Source organism: Variovorax sp. CCNWLW225, from assembly GCF_037204045.1.
In the GTDB taxonomy this organism is placed as follows: Bacteria; Pseudomonadota; Gammaproteobacteria; order Burkholderiales; family Burkholderiaceae_C; genus Variovorax.
In genome coordinates this window covers 122696-140650 of record NZ_JBBCBV010000009.1, presented here as the reverse complement: position 1 = coordinate 140650, position 17955 = coordinate 122696, and the positions used below count along the sequence as shown (strand labels likewise).

Sequence of the window (17955 nt, the reverse complement as noted above, 5' to 3'; positions counted from 1 at the left end):
CTTACGTTCCGGTGACGCTGCGTGCCACCGCCTCGGCCACCTTGATGCCGTCCACGCCGGCCGACAGAATGCCGCCCGCGTAGCTCGCGCCTTCGCCGGCCGGGTACAGGCCGCGCACGTTGAGGCTTTGAAAGTCGTCGCCCCGCGTGATGCGGATCGGCGACGAGGTGCGCGTTTCCACACCGGTCAGCACCGCATCGTGCAGGTCGAAGCCCTTGATCTTGCGGCCGAAGGCGGGAAAGGCTTCGCGCATCGCCTCGATGGCGTAGGCCGGCAACGCCTGGTGCAGGTCGGTGGGCGTGACGCCGGGCTTGTACGACGGCAGCACGCTGCCGAGCGCGGTCGAAGGCTTGCCCGCGATGAAGTCTCCCACCAGCTGGCCGGGCGCGCGGTAGTCGCCGCCGCCAAGCACGAAGGCGTTCGATTCGAGCTCGCGCTGGAGCGCGATGCCGGCGAGCGCATCGCCCGCGGTCTCTGCCGTCCAGCCGGGAAAGTCGCGCGGGTCGATGCCCACCACGATGCCCGCGTTGGCGTTGCGCTCGTTGCGCGAATACTGGCTCATGCCGTTGGTGACCACGCGGCCCGGCTCGCTGGTGGCTGCCACCACCGTGCCACCCGGGCACATGCAGAAGCTGTAGACCGAGCGGCCGTTGCTTGCGTGGTGCACCAGCTTGTAGTCGGCCGCGCCAAGCAGCGGGTGGCCCGCATGCCGGCCCCAGCGCGCACGGTCGATCAGGCCCTGCGGGTGCTCGACCCGAAAGCCGATGGAAAAGGGCTTGGCCTCGATGTGCACGCCGCGCTGGTGCAGCATGGCAAAGGTGTCGCGCGAGCTGTGGCCGAGCGCCATCACCACGTGGTCGGCGCGCAGCTCGCTGCTTTGGCCGGTGGCCTGGTCGACCACCGTAAGGCCGCGAAGCTGGCCGTTTTCGATCTGCACATCGGTCACGCGCTGCTCGAAGCGGATTTCGCCGCCCAGTGCCACGATCTGCTCGCGGATGTTCTCCACCACCTTCACCAGCTTGAAGGTGCCGATGTGCGGATGCGCGACGTAGAGAATCTCGGGCGGTGCGCCGGCCTTGACGAACTCTTCCATCACCTTGCGGCCGAGGAAGCGCGGATCCTTGATCTGGCTGTAGAGCTTGCCGTCCGAAAAGGTGCCGGCGCCGCCTTCGCCGAACTGCACGTTCGACTCGGGGTTGAGCACGCCCTTGCGCCACAGTCCCCAGGTGTCGCGGGTGCGCTGGCGCACCGTTTTGCCGCGTTCGAGCACGATGGGCTTGAAGCCCATCTTCGCGAGCATCAGCGCCGCGAAGATGCCGCAGGGGCCGAAGCCGATCACCACAGGCCGCGGCGCACCCTCGGGCGCATGCGCCGGCGGCGTGTAGCGCATGTCGGGCGCGGGCTGGATGTGCGGGTGGCCGGCGTGCTTTGCGAGCAGCGCGGCCTCGAGCTTCGAATCGGCCAGCTGCACGTCGACGATGTAGACCTGCAGCAGCTGCGGCTTGCGCGCGTCGAAGCTGCGCTTGAACACCTTGAACTCGCGCACGCTGGAAACCGGCGTGTCGAGGGCGGTGGCAATGGCCTGGGGGAGCGCCGCGTCGTCGTGGTCGAGCGGCAGTTTGATTTCAGAGAGTCTCAGCATGTCGGTGTGGCTTGTGGTTATCAAGCAGGCCGCAGATTTTACGCGCCCGGGGCGCTATGAAAGAGATAGCTGATCAGGCCGGCAGGAAGCCTTCGACCGAGAGGTAGCGCTCGCCGGTGTCGTAGTTGAAACCCAGCACCACCGCATCGGGTGCCAGCGTGGGCAGCTTCTGCGCAATGGCCGCGAGCGTGGCGCCGGACGAAATGCCCACCAGCATGCCTTCCTCCACCGCGCAGCGGCGGGCCATTTCGCGGGCCGGTTCGGCGTCGACCTGCAGCACGCCGTCGAGCAGCGAGGTGTCGAGGTTCTTTGGAATGAAGCCCGCGCCAATGCCCTGGATCGGGTGCGGCGAGGGCTGTCCGCCCGAAATGACCGGCGAGGCCACCGGCTCCACCGCGAACACCTGCAGCTTGGGCCACTTCTTCTTGAGCACCCGCGCCACGCCCGTGATGTGGCCGCCGGTGCCCACACCGGTAATCAGCACGTCGATGCCGTCGGGGAAGTCGGCCGCAATTTCCTCGGCCGTGGTGCGCATGTGCACGTCGACGTTGGCGGGGTTGTTGAACTGCTGGGGCATCCACGCGCCCGGCGTGCCGGCCACGATTTCTTCGGCGCGGGCAATGGAGGCCTTCATGCCGCCGGCGCGCGGCGTCAGGTCGAAGGTGGCGCCGTAGGCCAGCATCAGCCGGCGGCGCTCCACCGACATGCTGTCGGGCATCACCAGGATCAGCTTGTAGCCCTTGACGGCCGCAACCATCGCCAAGCCGATGCCGGTATTGCCCGAGGTGGGCTCCACGATGGTGCCGCCGGGCTTCAGCGCGCCGGATTTCTCGGCGTCTTCCACCATTGCGAGCGCAATGCGGTCCTTGATGGAGCCGCCCGGGTTGGCGCGCTCGGACTTGATCCACACCTGCTGCTTCGCATTGCCGAACAGGCGGTTCATGCGGATGTGCGGCGTGTTGCCGATGGTCTGGAGGATGTTCTGGGCCTTCATTGGATCTCCTTGGGCTTTATGGGGCAGGGCAGGTCAATCGAAGCGCCATTGTGAAACGGGCCGCCAGCGGATGCGAGGGGATCAGGCGATAATTCCCTCCGTGAAGCACGCCAGACCGCCGCTGGTGCAAGCCCGAAAGGGGCGACGCCGCAAGGCGCCGTGTCGAAAGACCGCACTGGAGGAACGTCCGGACTGCACAGGACAGCGCAGGAGTTAACGACTCTCCACCGTGAGGTGAGGATCAGAGCAACAGAGACGAGCCGATTAAGTTCGGGTGAAACGGGCAATCTCTGCGCGCAGCAACACCAAGTAGGCCAGTATCGAGGTGGTTCCGCTGAGCTGGCGGGTAGGTGGCATCGAGCCGTTTGGCGACAAACGGCCCAGAGTAATGGCGGTCACGTTGGGGGCAACTCCAACGCACAGAATCCGGCTTATCGGCGGGCTTCACACTTTTTCTTGCCCCGGGGCAGCGAGCCATTGCGCAGCTGCCGCGGAGCGCACGCTCAGCGCGTAAACAGCCAGCCGCCCTTGGGCTGGCGCATCAGCTCATGCCGCCTGACGGAGCGCTCTTCGCCGTCGTCTCCCACGTACACCACGTCGAAGCGCAGCAGCTTGGGCGACACCATCTTCCAGTTCTGGATGCGCTTGACGGTGACGCAGGCTGTCCTGTCGTGGTACTGCATCTCCGCCATGGGCCCGCCCTGGAAGCCCGTACCGTCGAACAACCGGCCCGGCGCTGCAAAGGGGTTGAGCACGGCGCCGTTGCGGGCGGTGATGCAGCCTTCGGTCCGCACGAAAGATTCGATGGTCGGCGCCGCGCTTCGCACGATCTTGGCCACGGCCGGCGTCGGCGGCTTGGCGACGATTGCCTCGCGGATGCGCTCCACCTGCTCTTCGGTGATGGGTGCGAGCCCGCTGGGAGAAACGACCGGTGGCGGCGCCGGTGGCGCAGGCGGCGCCTGGTTGGGCAGCAATGGCGCCAGATAACTGCAGCCCGCCAGCGCAAGAGGCGCTGTGCAGGCAAGTGCGGCGGTCTTGAATCCGAACTTCATTTTTTCTCCTGTCCCTGTACCTATCCCTGTACCTGTTTTTGTCCCCCGACAGCTTCTTTCTTGTTGTTGTCGTTGTCGTGTCAGAAGCGTTCGTGCGGCGAAAGATAACGCCACTGCCCGGGCTGCAGCCCCGACAGCGGCACGCGGCCGATGCGAATGCGCCGCATCGCGAGGATGCGCACGCCCGCTTCGTCGCACAGATGCGCAATCTGCCCGGGCCGCGCGCCCTTGAGTGCAAAGCGCAGGCCGGTCTGCTCGTCGCTCTGCCGGCCGATGCTCACGCGCGCGGGCGAGCGCTCGAAGCGCACCAGCTGCTCGGGGCTGACCGTGCCCGCCACGTCGACCATGACCTCGTGTTCGATCACGCCCGCGTCTTCATGCAGCTTGCGCTCGATGCGCCAATCCTGCGTGTACACGACGAGTCCGCTGGCGCCGGTTTCGAGCGGCGTCATGCAGTTCTGGCCCTTGGCGTGCGCCGGCAGAAAGCGCATGCCCGCGCGCTCCGGCTCGTGATGGTTGGCGGCCACCAGCAGCCGATGCGCGTTTTCGGTCGGCATGCCGGCCGGCTTGTGCAGCAGCAGGGTGACGGGCAACACCGGTTCAGGCTTGGCGCCGGCTTCGATCTCGACCTTCTGGTGGTCTTGCACGCGCGACTGCGGCAGCAGCGCCGGCACGCCATCTACCCGCACCGCGCCGTTTTCGATGAGCAGCTCGGCCTCGCGGCGCGAGCAGCCGGCGATGGCGGCCACGCGCTTGGCAAGGCGAATGCCTTCTTCGCTGGCGCCGGTCATTGGGCGGAAGCCAGTTGCCGGATGCGCGCCACGTGCGCGGCCAGCGAGCGGGCCGCCACGGGCCACATGCGCTCGGGCACGTCGTCGTAGGCGAGCGGCAGCCAGTCTTCAGGCGTGCCTTGGGGGAGTTTCTTCATGGCGGATGCAATCTTGGCTTCGCGCTTGAGGCGATGCGCTTTCAGTTGGGCGATGGCGGTGCGCGCACTGCCGATGACGTAGCCGTGCGCCGGCAGGATGAAGTCGATGCCGCCCACCTCGGAGGCCGCGCAGGCCGCGTCGAGCTTGTCCAGCGATTCGAGGTACGCGTTCATGTCGCCATCGGGCGGGTCGACCACGGTGGTGCTGCCGTTCAGGATGTGGTCGCCGGAGAACAGCAGGCCGTCTTCCTCCAGCACCAGGCACACATGATTGGCGGCATGGCCGGGTGTGTGAATGGCGCGCAGCGTGTGGGTAATTTCCTGGCCTTCGGCGCCGGTGCCCGAGAGCACCAGGCGCTCGCCGTCGAGCAGTTCGCGCTCGGCGGCAAAGCGCGCGGACGAACGCGCCGTGGGCGCAGAAGAAAGCCCGAGGATCGGCGGCTTTGCCTTTTCGCACAGCGCCTGCAGCGGCGCCGCACCGGGCGAATGGTCGGCGTGCGAATGCGTGCACACGATCATGCGGATGTCGCCCTGCGTGGCACGCCAGAGCCGGCCGATGTGCGCGGCATCGTTCGGCCCGGGGTCGATCACCAGGTAGCCCGTGGCGGCATCGCCCACGATGTAGCTGTTGGTGCCCGGGCCGGTCATGGCGCCTGAATTGGGCGCGGTCAGGCGCTGCACGTTCTTGAGCAGCGGCACCGCGTGCTCGCTTTGCCAGTCGAGCGTGTGCAGCAATTGGCCGTCGGGGCACACCAGCGCAAGCTCGCCGTAGGGCGATTCGCCTTCCATGTAGCGCGCATCCTGCCCGCCGAGCAGCCCGGCGCGCGGGCAACTGGTCCACAGCGGTTTTTCGCCGGCACAGGCTTGCAGCACCGCATCGACCTTGGCATAGGCCGCCAGCCGCTGCAGCGTGCGCACCGTTGGAAAGATCATGAAGAAGCTGCCCGCCGCGTGGCGCGCCAACGCATCGGCCGGCCGCACCCAGCAGGGCTCGAACTGCTCGCTTTCGTCGGCCGTGGGCGTCTGGCCTTCGGGCATGCGCGCCACCAGAAAGGGCACGTCGAAGCGCTTGGGCAAGTCCCGGTCGGTGATCCAGTGCGCAAGGGTGAAGACCTGGTCGGACGCGAGCAGCAGCCCGCGCTGTTCGCACTGCGCCACAAAGGAAACGGGCGACGTGGTGCTGCGGTCCATCGACGCGATGTCTTCCGCGCTTACCGGCCGGCCGTCGGCATGACGCGCGAGCAGCACGCCCAGTTCTTCAAAGCCTTCGCGAATGGCCGCGATGGCCTGCGTGAGTTGAAGTCCGCTCTGCGTCGGGCGGTGCGTGGCAATGCGCTGGGCGGCTTCGTCGGCCGCATCGATCTGGCCGCCGGGAAACACATAGGCGCCTGGCGCGAAGCTTGCTCTGTCGGAACGGCGCGTCATCAGCACTTCGATGCCGGCTTCGGAATCGCGCAGCAGCAGCATGGTGGCTGCCGCGCGCACGGGCACCGGCTCGCGTGCGGGGTGGAGTTGTTGGGTGGGGCGGACCATGCGGCGATTATGGAGAGGTACTGCGATGCGGGCGCGCCCCGCATAAGCTCATACCGGATCGGGCATGAACCGCGCGCCACAATCCCGGGCTGCACCGCCCGCATCGAGGAAAGACAGTCATGACTCATTCTCCCTTTTCACGTTCCTTTCGGCCCGGCCTGCTGCTGGCCGGCGCCGCCCTGTGCGTGGCCGCGTCGTCCGCCGCATTTGCCCAGGCCGAGTGGCCCCAGCAACCCGTCACGCTGATCATGGGCTTTCCGGCCGGCTCCGGCGTGGACGTGGTGGCCCGCGCCATCCAGGAGCCGCTTGCAAAGCAACTCGGCAAGCCCGTGATCATCGACTACAAGTCGGGCGCGGCCGGCAACATTGCCAGCGAGTATGTGGCCCATGCCAAGCCCGACGGCTACACGCTCTCTTTTGGCACCGCCGCCACGCACGGCAGCAACGCCGCGCTCTACAAGAAGCTGCCGTTCGACGTGGAGGCCGACTTCGTGCCCGTGGCGCCGGTGCTCGATGTTTCGAACGTGCTCACCATCAACCCCGAGGTGATCAACGCAAAGACATTGAAGGAGTTCGTCGATCTCGTCAAGGCCAACCCCGGCAAGTACAACTATGCGTCTACAGGCAACGGCGCCGGCACGCACATGGCCTTTGCCGAATTCAATTCGCGCCTTGGCCTGAACATGGTGCACGTGCCCTACAAGGGCGGGCCAGAGGCCATCACGTCGGTGGTGCGCGGCGAAACCTGCTGCATCATGAACCAGGTGCAGACGGTGCTGCCGCACTACAAGGCGGGCAAGGTGCGCCTCCTGGGCGTGACCACGGCCAACCCGGTGGCCGCCGTCAAGGAGGTGCCCACCATCGCCTCGAGCGGTCTCCCTGGCACCAAGGGCTTCGACAGCTCGATCTGGTTCGGCATCTTCGCGCCCAAGGGCACCGATGCGCAGATCGTCAACAAGCTCAACGCCGCGGTGAAGGCGGTGCTGGAGCAGCCCGACATCCGCGAGCGCTTCGAAAGCCAGGGCAACACCGTGCGCATCGAAACGCCCGCGCAGTTCAAGAAGACCGTGCACGACAACCGCGTGAAGTGGGCCGAGGTGGCCAAGGCCGCGAATATCAGCATCGATTGATGGCAGGGGCGGGGCCCTGCAGTGCTATTCGAGCAGCGCCCGGTGAACGCGAATCGCCTCGGCCGACACCGGGTTCAACGCCCCGCTTCCATCCGCATCCAGGTGCGCGAGCAGCTCCCTGCGCATGCGCGGCTCCCAGAAGCGCTTGAGGTGCAGCGCCAAGTCCTGCAGGGCTTCGCCGCGGTCGGGCATGGCTTCGAAGAAGCTGCCCATCTGGTTCACCATGCGAATCAGCTGGTCTACATGCATTGCTGAAAACCTCGGGCGGTTGCGGGCTGGCCGTTCAGCCGCCCCGGGTGGGTGTAGATGACCAGGTCGTCGCCGCGCACGAAGCCCGCCAGCGTCAGTCCTGATTCTTGCGCGACGGCCGTGGCCATCGAGGTCGAGGCCGACACCGCGGCCAGCAGCGGCACCCCGGCCGCAACGGTCTTTTGCACCATCTCGAAACTCGCGCGGCTTGTCACGGCGATGAAGCCGGTGGAAGCGGCCAGCGTGCTCTTGGCAAGCGCACCCACCAGCTTGTCGAGCGCGTTGTGCCGGCCGATGTCTTCGCGCACCAGCAGGGCCTCGCCTTCTGCCGTGCACCAGGCCGCCGCGTGCACGGCGCCCGTCACCTTCTGCAGCACCTGCAGCGATGCAAGCTCCCGCATGCCGCGGGCCACAGCGCTCTTCGAGAGCGAGGGGCCCGGCGGCAAGGCCGGCAGTGCGCGCGCGACATGCGCGAGGCTTTCGGTGCCGCACAGTCCGCAGCCCGTGCGGCCGGCCATCGAGCGGCGCCGCTCCTTCAGCCGCGCGAAGGCCGCGCTTGCGACTTCGAGCTTCAGGGTGATGCCCTCGGGCCCGTACTCTTCCTCGATGCCGTAGAGCTCGCCGCGCGCCAGCAAGATGCCCTCGCTGAGCGCGAAGCCCAGCGCAAAGTCGGCCAGGTCGGTGGGTGTTGCAAGCATCACGGCGTGCGCAATGCCGTTGAACTCCAGCGCAACCGGTATCTCCACGGCCACCCAGTCGCGGTTGTCGAAAGCCTGCCGTGCGCGCACGCCGCGCACGGGCAGCAACTCGGCGCCTCCGGGCCGCAGCGGTATGTCGGCCAGGTTCATTTGGCCACCGCTGTTTCTGCCACTTCGCCGAGCCGCTTGTTGAGCAGCTCTTCCTGCAGCGCGTTGAACCGGCTGTACTCCTGCTGCCACTCCGAAGGCTGCATCACCGGCATCACCTGCACCGCGGTTACCTTGAATTCGGGGCAGTTGGTGGCCCAGTCGGAGTTGTCGGTGGTGATCACGTTGGCGCCCGATTCGGGAAAGTGGAAGGTGGTGTACACCACGCCCGGCTGCACACGCTCCGTGATGGTGGCCCGCAGCACGGTTTCGCCGGCCCGGCTCCGGATGCCGACCCAGTCGCCCTCCGCAATGCCGCGGTCCTCCGCGTCGGCCGGATGGATTTCGAGCCGGTCTTCGCTGTGCCACTGGTTGTTCTCGGTGCGGCGGGTCTGCGCGCCCACGTTGTACTGCGAGAGGATGCGCCCGGTGGTCAATATCAGCGGGTACATGCGCGTGACCTTCTCGTCGGTGGGCACGTACTGCGTGATGATGAACTTGCCCTTGCCGCGCACGAATTGGTCGATGTGCATGGTCGGCGTGCCTTCGGGTGCGGCCTCGTTGCACGGCCACTGCACGCTGCCCAGCTTTGCCAGCTTGGCGTAGCTCACCCCCGTGAAGGTGGGTGTGAGCGCGGCGATCTCGTTCATGATTTCTTCGGCGCTCGAATAGTTCATGGGGTAGCCCAGCGCGTTGGAGAGCAGCTGCGTCACCTCCCAGTCGGCATAGCCGGCCTTGGGCGGCATGACCTTGGTGACGCGCGAGATGCGCCGCTCGGCGTTGGTGAAGGTGCCGTCTTTTTCCAGGAACGACGCACCCGGCAAGAACACGTGCGCGTACTTGGCCGTTTCGTTCAGGAACAGGTCTTGCACCACGATGCACTCCATCGCCATCATGGCCTCGGCCACGTGCTGGGTGTTCGGGTCCGACTGCACCACGTCTTCACCTTCGCAGTACAGGCCCTTGAAGCTGCCGGTAATGGCGGCATCGAACATGTTGGGAATGCGCAGGCCCGGCTCGGGCCGCAGCTCCACGCCCCAGGCCGATTCGAAGCTGCCGCGCGCGGTGCTGTCGGACACATGGCGGTAGCCCGGCAGTTCGTGCGGAAATGAGCCCATGTCGCACGAGCCCTGCACGTTGTTCTGGCCGCGCAGCGGGTTCACGCCCACGCCCTCGCGGCCCACGTTGCCCGTGGCCATGGCCAGGTTGGCAATGCCCATCACCATGGTCGAGCCCTGGCTGTGCTCGGTCACGCCCAGCCCGTAGTAGATGGCGGCATTGCGCTTGCCGTCATGGCCTTGGGCAAACAGCCGCGCGGCAGCGCGCAGGTCGGCGGCCGGCACGCCGGTCACTTCTTCCATGGCCTCGGGCGAGTTGGCCGGGCGCGCGACAAATTCGCGCCACTCGTTGAACGACTTGGGTTCGCAGCGCTCGGCCACGAAGGCTTCATCGACCAGGCCTTCGGTCACGATCACGTGCGCCATGGCGCTGATGACCGCCACGTTGGTGCCGGGCTTGAGCTTCAGGTGATAGTCGGCCTTGACGTGCGGCGACCTCACCAGGTCGATGGTGCGCGGATCGACCACGATCAGCCGCGCACCGGCGCGCAGGCGCTTCTTCATGCGCGATGCGAACACCGGGTGGCCGTCCGACGGGTTGGCGCCAATCACCATGATCACGTCCGACTTTTCCACCGACTTGAAGTTCTGCGTGCCGGCCGATTCGCCCATGGTCTGCTTCAGGCCGTAACCGGTGGGCGAGTGGCATACGCGCGCGCAGGTGTCGACGTTGTTGTTGCCGAAGGCCGCACGCACCAGCTTCTGCACCAGGTAGCCCTCCTCGTTGGTGCAGCGCGACGACACGAGCCCGCCGATGGAATCGGTGCCGTACTTGGCCTGGATGCGGCGGAACTCGCTCGCGGCATAGTTGACGGCTTCTTCCCAGCTCACCTCTTGCCACGGGTCGGTGATCTTGCTGCGGATCATGGGCTTGAGCACCCGGTCCTTGTGGGTGGCGTAGCCCCAGGCAAAGCGGCCCTTCACGCAGGAGTGGCCTTCGTTGGCCTTGCCGTCCTTCCACGGCACCATGCGCACCACTTCATTGCCCTTCATCTCGGCCTTGAAGCCGCAGCCCACGCCGCAGTAGGCGCAGGTGGTAATGGCGCTGTGCTCGGCCTGGCCCAGCCAGATGACCGATTTTTCTTGCAGCGTGGCCGTGGGGCAGGCCTGCACGCAGGCGCCGCAGCTCACGCATTCGGACTCCATGAAGGGCTGGTCCTGGCCCGGCGACACGCGCGACTCGAAGCCGCGCCCGCTGATGGTGAGCGCAAAGGTGCCCTGCGTTTCTTCGCAGGCACGCACGCAGCGGTTGCACACGATGCACTTGGACGGGTCGTAGGTGAAATACGGGTTGGACTCGTCCTTGGCGCTCTTCAGGTGGTTGGCGCCGTCATAGCCGTAGCGCACGTTGCGCAACCCGGTCACGCCGGCCATGTCCTGCAGCTCGCAGTCGCCGTTGGCGGCGCAGGTGAGGCAGTCGAGCGGATGATCGGAGATGTACAGCTCCATCACGCCCTTGCGCAGCTCCTGCAGCCTGGGGCTTTGCGTGCGCACCTTCATGCCGGCCTCTGCCGGCGTGGTGCAAGACGCCGGGTAGCCCTTGCGCCCGTCGATCTCCACCAGGCACAGCCGGCACGAGCCGAAGGGCTCCAGGCTGTCGGTGGCGCACAGCTTGGGCACCTGCACGCCCGCGTCCACCGCGGCGCGCATCAGCGAGGTGCCCTTGGCCACCGTCACCGGCATGCCGTCGATTTCGAGCGTGACTTCCTCGGTGGACTCGCGCCTGGGCGTGCCGTAGTCGATGTCTTGCGATGGGTTCAGCATGGGGGTGTCTCCTGGATTGCTCTTCGATTCATGCCGCAGCGCGGTCGGGGGCTTCGATGCCGAAGTCCTCCGGGTAGTGGTTGATGGCCGACAGCACCGGGTAGGACGTCATGCCGCCCATGGCGCAGAGCGAGCCGTGCAGCATGGTGTCGCACAGGTCGCGCAGCAAAATGACCTGCTGCGGCCGGTTCTGGTTGCTCGTGATCTTGTCGATCACTTCCACACCGCGCGTGGAGCCGATGCGGCACGGCGTGCACTTGCCGCACGACTCGATCGCGCAGAACTCCATGGCGTAGCGGGCCAGCTGCGACATGTCGGCCGTGTCGTCGTGCACCACGATGCCGCCATGGCCCACCACCGCGCCCACGGCGGCATAGGCCTCGTAGTCGAGCGGCAGGTCCCATTGCGATTCGGGCACATAGGCGCCCAACGGGCCGCCCACCTGCACCGCCTTGATCGGCCGGCCGCTCGCACTGCCGCCGCCAAAGTCGTAGAGCAGTTCGCGCAGCGTAAGGCCGAACGCCTTTTCGACGAGGCCCCCATGCCGGATGTTTCCGGCCAGCTGAAACGGCAGCGTGCCGCGCGAGCGGCCCACGCCGTAGTGCTTGTAGAAGTCGGCGCCGCGCGCCAGGATGAGGGGAACCGACGCCAGCGTGATCACGTTGTTGATCACCGTGGGCTGGCCGAACAGCCCCTGCAGCGCCGGCAGCGGCGGCTTGGCGCGCACAATGCCGCGGCGGCCTTCCAGGCTTTCGAGCAGCGCGGTTTCTTCGCCGCACACATAGGCGCCCGCGGCCTTGCGCACGATCAAGCGAAAGCTGCGGCCCGAGCCCAGGATGTCGTCGCCCAGAAAACCCGCCTGCTCCGCATTGCCGATGGCCTCGTTCAGCGTGGCAATGGCATGCGGGTATTCCGACCGCACGTAGATGTAGCCCTCGGTCGCGCCCGTCGCAATGCCGGCGATCGTCATGCCTTCCACCAGCACGAGCGGATCGCCTTCCATCGTCATGCGGTCCGAAAAGGTGCCTGAGTCGCCTTCGTCCGCATTGCAGACGATGTATTTCTGGCGTGCCTGCGCGGCCAGCACCGTCTTCCACTTGATGCCGGCCGGAAAGGCGGCGCCGCCGCGGCCGCGCAATCCGGAGTCGAGCACTTGCTGCACGATATCCGCCGGTGCCATTGCCAGCGCGCGGCGGAGCCCCGCAAAGCCTTCGTGCGCCTCGTAGTCGGCCACCGACACCGGGTCGGTCACGCCCATGCGGGCAAAGGTCAGGCGCTCCTGCTTCTTCAGGTAGGCAATCTCTTCCGTCAGGCCCAGGTTCAGCGCATGCGCGCCGCCGTCAAGAAAGCCTGCGTCGAACAGGCCGGCCACGTCGGCGCGCGTGACCGGACCGTACGCAACGCGGCCTTGCGGTGTTTGCACTTCGACCAGCGTTTCCAGCCAGAAAAGGCCGCGCGAGCCGTTGCGCACAATGCGCACCGGCATGTTGCGCGCAAGGGCTTCGGCTGCAATCTGCCGGGCCACACGGTCGGCGCCCACCGCCAGTGCGGCGGAGTCGCGGGGAACATAAATGGTGGTGGTCATGAGGCTTGCCGCGCTTCCCCGACGATTTCGTCGAACAGCGCCGGCGTGATGCGCGCATGCACTTCGTCGTTGATTGCAATGGACGGCGACGAGGCGCAAAGGCCAAGGCAGAACACCGGCTCCAGCGAGTACTGGCCGTCGGCCGAGGTGCCATGCACGCCGCAGCCCAGCCGTTGCTCGGCATGCGCCAGCAGCGCGTCCGCACCCATCGCCTTGCAGGCCTCGGCCCGGCAGACCTGCACCAGCAGCCGGCCCGCCGGCGCAGAGCGAAAGTGGTGGTAGTAGCTGACCACGCCGTGCACCTCGGCGCGCGACAGGTTGAACTGCTCGGCCACGAGCGGCACCGCATCGGGCGGCACGTAGCCCAGCGCGTCTTGTATGCCGTGCAGCGCGGGCAGCAGCCCGCCGGGCACGTCCTTGTGCGCGGCGGCAATGGATGCCGCGATGCCCAGGCCTGCCGTATCTGTCGTCTCTGTCATATGCTTTTCATCTCCTAATTTCGGAGTTGCCATACCCGTGGTTGCGCGAGTGTATGGAGCAGCATCAAGTGCCACAATATGATGCGACCGGCCCAATAAATATGCTTTGAAAAGCCTAAACCTATGCATGAAGTGCACATCAAGCCGCAATGGACCATTCGCCAGCCCGATGGCGCAGCCCTGGCGCCGCGGGTGATCGAGCTGCTGGTGAAGGTGCTGGAGCACGGCAGCCTGTCCAGCGCCTGCACGGAGGCCGGCGTGTCCTACCGCCATGCCTGGGAGCTCATTCGCCAGGGCGAAGCCATGTTTGGCCAGCCGCTCGTGGCCATGCAGCGGGGCAAGGGCTCCAGCCTCACGCCGCTGGGCGAAAAGCTGGTGTGGGCAGACCGCCGCATCACGGCGCGCCTGTCGCCCTTGCTCGATTCGCTGGCCTCCGAACTGGGCGCTGAAATAGAAAAGCTGATTCCCACCGCGCCCAACTTGCTGCGCATCCACGCCAGCCACGGTTTTGCCATCGAGGCATTGCACGGCTTCCTGGCCGCGGCGCAGGTGCCGGGCGATTTGCGCTACTGCGGCAGCGAAGAGGCTGTCGCCTCGCTGCATCACGGCAGTTGCGACGTGGCGGGTTTTCACGTGCCGCTCGGCGCGTTCGAGGCCGAAGCCGTCACCCACTATGGCGCCTGGCTCAACGCCGATACGCAGAAGGTCATCGGCATGGCAACCCGCCGCCAGGGCCTGATGGTCGCGCCCGGCAACCCGAAAAAGATCTACTCGCTGGCCGACCTGGCGCGCCCCGATGTCCGCTTCATCAACCGGCAGGCGGGTTCAGGCACGCGCTACCTGTTCGATCTCCAGTTGCGCGAGCAGGGCATTGCGCCCGAATCGATCAAGGGCTACGAGCAATGCGAGTTCACGCACGCGGCCGTGGCCGCCTTCGTGGCCAGCGGCATGGCAGACGCGGGCTACGGCGTGGAAACACCCGCACGGCAGTTCAAGCTGGACTTCATCTCTAACCAGGTGGAGCGCTACTTTCTGCTGTGCGACGAACGCTCGCTCGCCGCGCCCATCGTGCAGCGCATGCTCGACATTCTGCGCAGCGATGCCTATCAGCAGGCGGTGAACCGGCTGCCGGGCTACCAGGCGGTGAACTGCGGCCGTGTGCTGTCGCTCTCCGAAGCGTTCAGTTCATTGGGCAATCAAGCCGCTTCGATCGAAAGCCGGGGCCACCGCTCGGCAAACCGCTTGGCCTGAACGCGCTCGCGGTAGGTCGCAGCGCTTGCCCTCTGCGGGTTGTGCCGAACGCGCAGCCCGAAAAGGTCGTCGAGCCCATGCGGAGCAACGACGCCCAGTGTTCCGTCGCCGTTGAGGTAAACGCCAACGCACGTCGCGAACTCCGGCCACGTCGCAACGCCTTCTTCAAGCGAGGCGAGCGGCGCAACAACCTGGCCGAGGGCGTCGGCGAACCAGCGATGGACGCCGGCTTGATTCGTTACTTCCCAGCAGAGGTTTGGCATGGCCGAGCGAAGCTGCTCTTCGAGGTACGCATCGTGCTCCGGTCCGGCATTCGCATCGAAGTAGACGACGTCCATGTCTTCGACGGCGGAACGATGGTCGAAGCCATGAAGGGTGTCCCACACCAACGAGCGGATGACACCGGCACCGATGCACCAGGAGGGGAGCTCCAGCGAGCGAACAGCGTGCAGCGCGGCCATCAGCGGGTCTGATGCGGCCACCATCGCGGTGAGCTTGCGCTCGAGGTGCGTCTGTTGATGCTGTTGGCCTCGCGAGCGCTCCATCGCAACCGACGAGGTTCTGAAGCCCAGCTTGGCAAAGAATTCGGCGGCCCCGGGTCTGCCCGCCCGCAGCACCCACGTGATGCTTGTCTCCGAACCTACGATGTGTTGGACGAGCGCCTGTCCGATTCCTCTCCGGCGGAAGGGCTCGGCGACCACGACCATGGACAGGTATCCGTTGGACAGGCCGTCGCTGATGGCACGCGCAAAGCCGACAACCTCGCCATCTGCCACCGCGATTACCGCCGTATGCGATGCCGAGATCAACTGGCCAAGGTACTCGGCATCAGCGATCCGGTGGGCCCATCCATTCGCTGACAGAAGCTTGTGAACCGCTTCGAGGTCGGAAGCAGCAGCGCTGCGAATCTGCATGTCTTCTGCTCCTCAAAGAACAAGCGGAACATCTCTCAAGAACACCGGCAAGTCCATGGTCGGGGGACGAAGCGATGCCTGGTAGAGCATCTGCGCCACGTATCCGCGGTGGTAGGTCTTGTGATTCACCACGTGGAGCAGCATGTCGCCCCGGGTCATCGCGCCTGAGCCGCCGTCGACGAATTCGAAGTGCACGACTTCATCGTGCGCCGTGCCGGAGATCCGGCCGGCGTAGTCGATGTACCAACCGTCGCTGAGCGCCTGTGCATCGCGAAGCTCCCCAAGGCTTGGCATCACTTCCGTATTGCGCGAAGTGAAGCCATGGCGTTCTCCTTCGAGATGAGCCTTCCAGATCAGGTCGACCACATAGGCGTGATTCAGCGTCTTGACCATGTCGCCCAATGCGGATGCAACGGCCTCGCTTTGCGGCAGCTCGGCCAGTGCTCCGAAGAGGCGCGAGTTTGCCCAGGCCGTGTAGCGCGTGAGCATGCGGATGTTGCGGGTGTCGGTCACAGACGCCTCCGTGAGCTCGGCTCTTCTCGCTCACACCGCATAAGCAGCGCAGGCCCGTCAGGCGTCATGACTTCGCCAACGTCCTTGAAGCCGACTTTTCTGTAGCACCGTATGGCACGTGCGTTCTCGGGCGAGGGGTCTGTCTGCACTTTCGAAACCCTTGGGTCTTGAAAGAGCCGGTCGACGAAGGCCTTGATCATTGCGGTGCCCAGGCCCTGGTTCAATCGCGCGGCGTCTGCCAGGAACTGGTCGATGCCTCTCGCGCCGGCATCGGTTTCGTCTTCCCACCACCCGTCTCCGGAGCCTTGCACCACATAGACCTGGATGAACCCGATCGGCTCATCGTCAAGGCTGGCGATGAATGCCCTGGTCGACGACCTGCCGTCGAGCGTCGGAAGGTACTCGTCCCTGATCTCTTCGAGCGTGCTGGGCTCGCTCCACCATTCAGCGACGTGGGGCCGCCGAACCCATTCGTGGAGCATCGGAAAGTCGCTTTCTTCCAATGGCCTGAATGAAAGTGTCGTGGACACGAGCGGTACTCCTTTTCAAGGTGAGGGGGGGTCTTTACTATAGGGCTCGAGTCGGCGTCGACCTGTACCAGGAGTTCACATGAACCGCGCTGCCGTATGCATGCTGCTGGCCAGTGCCCTTGTGCTGGGCTGCGCGCCAGGCCCGGGCCAGACCGACACCGGGTGGGGCGCGCTGCGCAATGGCGATGTCGTTGTGTTCAGGCATGCCGAGGCACCTGGAATTGGAGACCCGCCCGGCATGCGCCTGGACGACTGCAGCACCCAACGCAACCTCGACGACACCGGCCGCAAGCAGGCGCGCCGCATCGGCGAGCGGTTTCGCGAGCGCAGCATTGCGGTGTCCACCGTGCTTACGTCCGAATGGTGCCGTGCGCGCGATACCGCTACCTTGGCCTTTCCCGCCATCAAGGCTCGTGTCGACAGTGCGTTCAATTCGCTGTTCTCCGATCGATCGCGTGAACCCGAGCAAACAGAGCGCGCACGGGCGTTGCTCCTGGCCTGGCGCGGCCCGGGCGTACTCGTGGTGACCACTCACCAGGCCAACATCAGTGCACTGACGGGCGTCGCGCTGGCGTCGGGCGAAGGCGTCGTCATGCGATCGCGCCAGGGCGCCCTGGCAGTGGTGGGCACGCTACCCACTGACGGGCAATGACGCCTGGGTCAGGTGAACGAAGCGACCCAGTCCCAAACTGCTTGGGGTGCCTCGATCATCACGTTGTGGCCGTGCGGCCCGAGGTCGCGTGCATCAGGGTCGAGCGCTCGGGTCTGCTCCATTGTCACCAACGCATCGTCGCGCCCGCGGCCAAGGTGAACGGGGCAGCGGGCCAGCGCCATCAGTTCGGACAGCGGCGGTTTGCCGACCGCATTGGCCCGTGGGTCCATCGCCAGGCGCCATCCATCGGCGTCGCGCTCCACGCCTCTTGCAGCGGCAGCCGCCGATGCATCGGCGATTCCCGCAAGGCCTGAAACCTTCAGGTACCGCTCCCGCGCCTCTTCTTCGGTGGAAAACTGCTTTGCGGGCTGCAATGCCAGCGTTTCCATGCGGCGCAGTTCATCGTCGCTCCACGCCGCCTTGATGCCGGCCCCAAAGACCCGGTGTGGTGCCACGCCGAACCAGCCCGTGGCCAGTGCAAGGGCGATCACCCCGCCGAGCGAATGCCCGAGCACCAGCAGCCGCCCTGCGGGATCGACGTGCGGCAGCGCGGCGCGCGCAACGGTTGCGGCGCATTGGCCGATCGCATAAGAGTCTTGCCGGCCGGAGCGGCCGTGGCCGGGCAAATCCAGCGCGAGCCAGCGCCCGGCCCAGCGGGTGCTCGCCATGTCGCACATGGGCGACCACACGGCTCCCGTTGCGCCCATGCCATGCAGCATGAGCAGCAGGTCAGCGCCTTCGCCGCCTTGTTCCGCGTAGATGTTCGCTGTGTGCAT

General features: G+C 66.3%; 17 protein-coding genes and 1 other RNA gene. 4 read left to right on the top strand and 14 right to left on the bottom strand.

Annotated elements, in window-relative coordinates; all coding sequences use genetic code 11:
* Position 1 precedes the first annotated feature (1 nt).
* Together V9L20_RS16705 and cysK are read right to left on the bottom strand one after the other, a co-directional pair.
* A complete protein-coding gene (locus tag V9L20_RS16705) occupies positions 2 to 1642 on the bottom strand; it encodes an NAD(P)/FAD-dependent oxidoreductase (protein WP_337297449.1) in 1641 nt (546 codons plus the stop codon).
* A gap of 73 nt (positions 1643 to 1715) precedes the next feature.
* Complete coding sequence (gene cysK / locus V9L20_RS16700; RefSeq protein ID WP_337297448.1) at positions 1716 to 2636, bottom strand: cysteine synthase A; 921 nt, start codon at positions 2634 to 2636, stop codon at positions 1716 to 1718.
* Between the two features lie 102 nt (positions 2637 to 2738).
* On the opposite strand from cysK, the gene rnpB reads away from it, so the two are divergent.
* An RNA gene (gene rnpB / locus V9L20_RS16695) (RNase P RNA component class A) lies at positions 2739 to 3086 on the top strand.
* A 53-nt stretch (positions 3087 to 3139) separates the two neighbouring features.
* Here rnpB and V9L20_RS16690 read toward each other — a convergent pair.
* The 3 genes from V9L20_RS16690 to V9L20_RS16680 form a co-directional block, all read right to left on the bottom strand.
* Complete coding sequence (locus V9L20_RS16690) at positions 3140 to 3688, bottom strand: hypothetical protein (RefSeq protein ID WP_337297447.1); 549 nt, start codon at positions 3686 to 3688, stop codon at positions 3140 to 3142.
* Positions 3689 to 3768: 80 nt separating this feature from the next.
* Entirely contained in the window at positions 3769 to 4479 is a 711-nt protein-coding gene (locus tag V9L20_RS16685; protein WP_337297446.1) for an RNA pseudouridine synthase, read from the bottom strand.
* Positions 4476 to 6149: an MBL fold metallo-hydrolase gene (locus V9L20_RS16680; protein ID WP_337297445.1), complete on the bottom strand. Its 1674-nt coding sequence runs from the start codon at positions 6147 to 6149 to the stop codon at positions 4476 to 4478. Before V9L20_RS16680 ends, V9L20_RS16685 begins: the two co-directional genes overlap by 4 nt.
* A gap of 119 nt (positions 6150 to 6268) precedes the next feature.
* On the opposite strand from V9L20_RS16680, the gene V9L20_RS16675 reads away from it, so the two are divergent.
* Positions 6269 to 7279 (top strand): Bug family tripartite tricarboxylate transporter substrate binding protein, encoded by a 1011-nt coding sequence (locus tag V9L20_RS16675; RefSeq protein WP_337297444.1) that lies wholly within the window; start codon positions 6269 to 6271, stop codon positions 7277 to 7279.
* Positions 7280 to 7303: 24 nt separating this feature from the next.
* On the opposite strand, the gene V9L20_RS16670 is transcribed toward V9L20_RS16675, so the two are convergent.
* The 5 genes from V9L20_RS16670 to V9L20_RS16650 are packed head-to-tail and all read right to left on the bottom strand — an operon-like array spanning position 7304 to position 13319.
* Positions 7304 to 7528: a formate dehydrogenase subunit delta gene (locus V9L20_RS16670; RefSeq protein ID WP_157611998.1), complete on the bottom strand. Its 225-nt coding sequence runs from the start codon at positions 7526 to 7528 to the stop codon at positions 7304 to 7306.
* Positions 7519 to 8376, bottom strand: a complete 858-nt coding sequence (fdhD, locus tag V9L20_RS16665; protein WP_337297443.1) for a formate dehydrogenase accessory sulfurtransferase FdhD — start codon at positions 8374 to 8376, stop codon at positions 7519 to 7521. The genes V9L20_RS16670 and fdhD overlap by 10 nt, the downstream gene beginning before the upstream one ends.
* Positions 8373 to 11255: a formate dehydrogenase subunit alpha gene (gene fdhF / locus V9L20_RS16660; protein WP_337297442.1), complete on the bottom strand. Its 2883-nt coding sequence runs from the start codon at positions 11253 to 11255 to the stop codon at positions 8373 to 8375. Before fdhF ends, fdhD begins: the two co-directional genes overlap by 4 nt.
* Positions 11256 to 11283: 28 nt before the next feature.
* Positions 11284 to 12840, bottom strand: coding sequence for a formate dehydrogenase beta subunit (locus V9L20_RS16655; protein WP_337297441.1), 1557 nt, complete (start codon positions 12838 to 12840; stop codon positions 11284 to 11286).
* Positions 12837 to 13319: a formate dehydrogenase subunit gamma gene (locus V9L20_RS16650; protein ID WP_258503985.1), complete on the bottom strand. Its 483-nt coding sequence runs from the start codon at positions 13317 to 13319 to the stop codon at positions 12837 to 12839. The genes V9L20_RS16655 and V9L20_RS16650 overlap by 4 nt, the downstream gene beginning before the upstream one ends.
* Positions 13320 to 13442: 123 nt before the next feature.
* On the opposite strand from V9L20_RS16650, the gene V9L20_RS16645 reads away from it, so the two are divergent.
* Positions 13443 to 14570 (top strand): substrate-binding domain-containing protein, encoded by a 1128-nt coding sequence (locus V9L20_RS16645; protein WP_337297440.1) that lies wholly within the window; start codon positions 13443 to 13445, stop codon positions 14568 to 14570.
* Here V9L20_RS16645 and V9L20_RS27325 read toward each other — a convergent pair.
* The 3 genes from V9L20_RS27325 to V9L20_RS16625 are packed head-to-tail and all read right to left on the bottom strand — an operon-like array spanning position 14516 to position 16527.
* Positions 14516 to 15484, bottom strand: a complete 969-nt coding sequence (locus V9L20_RS27325) for a nucleotidyltransferase family protein (protein ID WP_443098593.1) — start codon at positions 15482 to 15484, stop codon at positions 14516 to 14518. The two genes, V9L20_RS16645 and V9L20_RS27325, sit on opposite strands and share 55 nt — an antisense overlap.
* A 12-nt stretch (positions 15485 to 15496) precedes the next feature.
* Positions 15497 to 15997, bottom strand: a complete 501-nt coding sequence (locus tag V9L20_RS16630) for a DinB family protein (RefSeq protein ID WP_337297439.1) — start codon at positions 15995 to 15997, stop codon at positions 15497 to 15499.
* Positions 15994 to 16527: a GNAT family N-acetyltransferase gene (locus tag V9L20_RS16625; RefSeq protein ID WP_337297438.1), complete on the bottom strand. Its 534-nt coding sequence runs from the start codon at positions 16525 to 16527 to the stop codon at positions 15994 to 15996. Before V9L20_RS16625 ends, V9L20_RS16630 begins: the two co-directional genes overlap by 4 nt.
* Positions 16528 to 16606: 79 nt before the next feature.
* On the opposite strand from V9L20_RS16625, the gene V9L20_RS16620 reads away from it, so the two are divergent.
* Positions 16607 to 17179, top strand: a complete 573-nt coding sequence (locus V9L20_RS16620; RefSeq protein WP_337297437.1) for a histidine phosphatase family protein — start codon at positions 16607 to 16609, stop codon at positions 17177 to 17179.
* Between the two features lie 8 nt (positions 17180 to 17187).
* Here V9L20_RS16620 and V9L20_RS16615 read toward each other — a convergent pair whose 3' ends face one another.
* Positions 17188 to 17955, bottom strand: coding sequence for an alpha/beta fold hydrolase (locus V9L20_RS16615; RefSeq protein ID WP_337297436.1), 768 nt, complete (start codon positions 17953 to 17955; stop codon positions 17188 to 17190).

What these genes read in the sequence shown, in the direction of transcription:
- V9L20_RS27325 (WP_443098593.1), bottom strand. Translation starts at nt 15,484, where the DNA reads ATGCAGATTCGCAGCGCTGCTGCTTCCGACCTCGAAGCGGTTCACAAG.
- cysK (WP_337297448.1), bottom strand. Translation starts at nt 2,636, where the DNA reads ATGAAGGCCCAGAACATCCTCCAGACCATCGGCAACACGCCGCACATC.
- V9L20_RS16675 (WP_337297444.1), top strand. Translation starts at nt 6,269, where the DNA reads ATGACTCATTCTCCCTTTTCACGTTCCTTTCGGCCCGGCCTGCTGCTG.
- V9L20_RS16670 (WP_157611998.1), bottom strand. Translation starts at nt 7,528, where the DNA reads ATGCATGTAGACCAGCTGATTCGCATGGTGAACCAGATGGGCAGCTTC.
- V9L20_RS16705 (WP_337297449.1), bottom strand. Translation starts at nt 1,642, where the DNA reads ATGCTGAGACTCTCTGAAATCAAACTGCCGCTCGACCACGACGACGCG.
- V9L20_RS16680 (WP_337297445.1), bottom strand. Translation starts at nt 6,149, where the DNA reads ATGGTCCGCCCCACCCAACAACTCCACCCCGCACGCGAGCCGGTGCCC.
- V9L20_RS16655 (WP_337297441.1), bottom strand. Translation starts at nt 12,840, where the DNA reads ATGACCACCACCATTTATGTTCCCCGCGACTCCGCCGCACTGGCGGTG.
- V9L20_RS16650 (WP_258503985.1), bottom strand. Translation starts at nt 13,319, where the DNA reads ATGACAGAGACGACAGATACGGCAGGCCTGGGCATCGCGGCATCCATT.
- V9L20_RS16690 (WP_337297447.1), bottom strand. Translation starts at nt 3,688, where the DNA reads ATGAAGTTCGGATTCAAGACCGCCGCACTTGCCTGCACAGCGCCTCTT.
- fdhF (WP_337297442.1), bottom strand. Translation starts at nt 11,255, where the DNA reads ATGCTGAACCCATCGCAAGACATCGACTACGGCACGCCCAGGCGCGAG.
- V9L20_RS16620 (WP_337297437.1), top strand. Translation starts at nt 16,607, where the DNA reads ATGAACCGCGCTGCCGTATGCATGCTGCTGGCCAGTGCCCTTGTGCTG.
- V9L20_RS16685 (WP_337297446.1), bottom strand. Translation starts at nt 4,479, where the DNA reads ATGACCGGCGCCAGCGAAGAAGGCATTCGCCTTGCCAAGCGCGTGGCC.
- V9L20_RS16615 (WP_337297436.1), bottom strand. Translation starts at nt 17,955, where the DNA reads ATGCACACAGCGAACATCTACGCGGAACAAGGCGGCGAAGGCGCTGAC.
- fdhD (WP_337297443.1), bottom strand. Translation starts at nt 8,376, where the DNA reads ATGAACCTGGCCGACATACCGCTGCGGCCCGGAGGCGCCGAGTTGCTG.
- V9L20_RS16645 (WP_337297440.1), top strand. Translation starts at nt 13,443, where the DNA reads ATGCATGAAGTGCACATCAAGCCGCAATGGACCATTCGCCAGCCCGAT.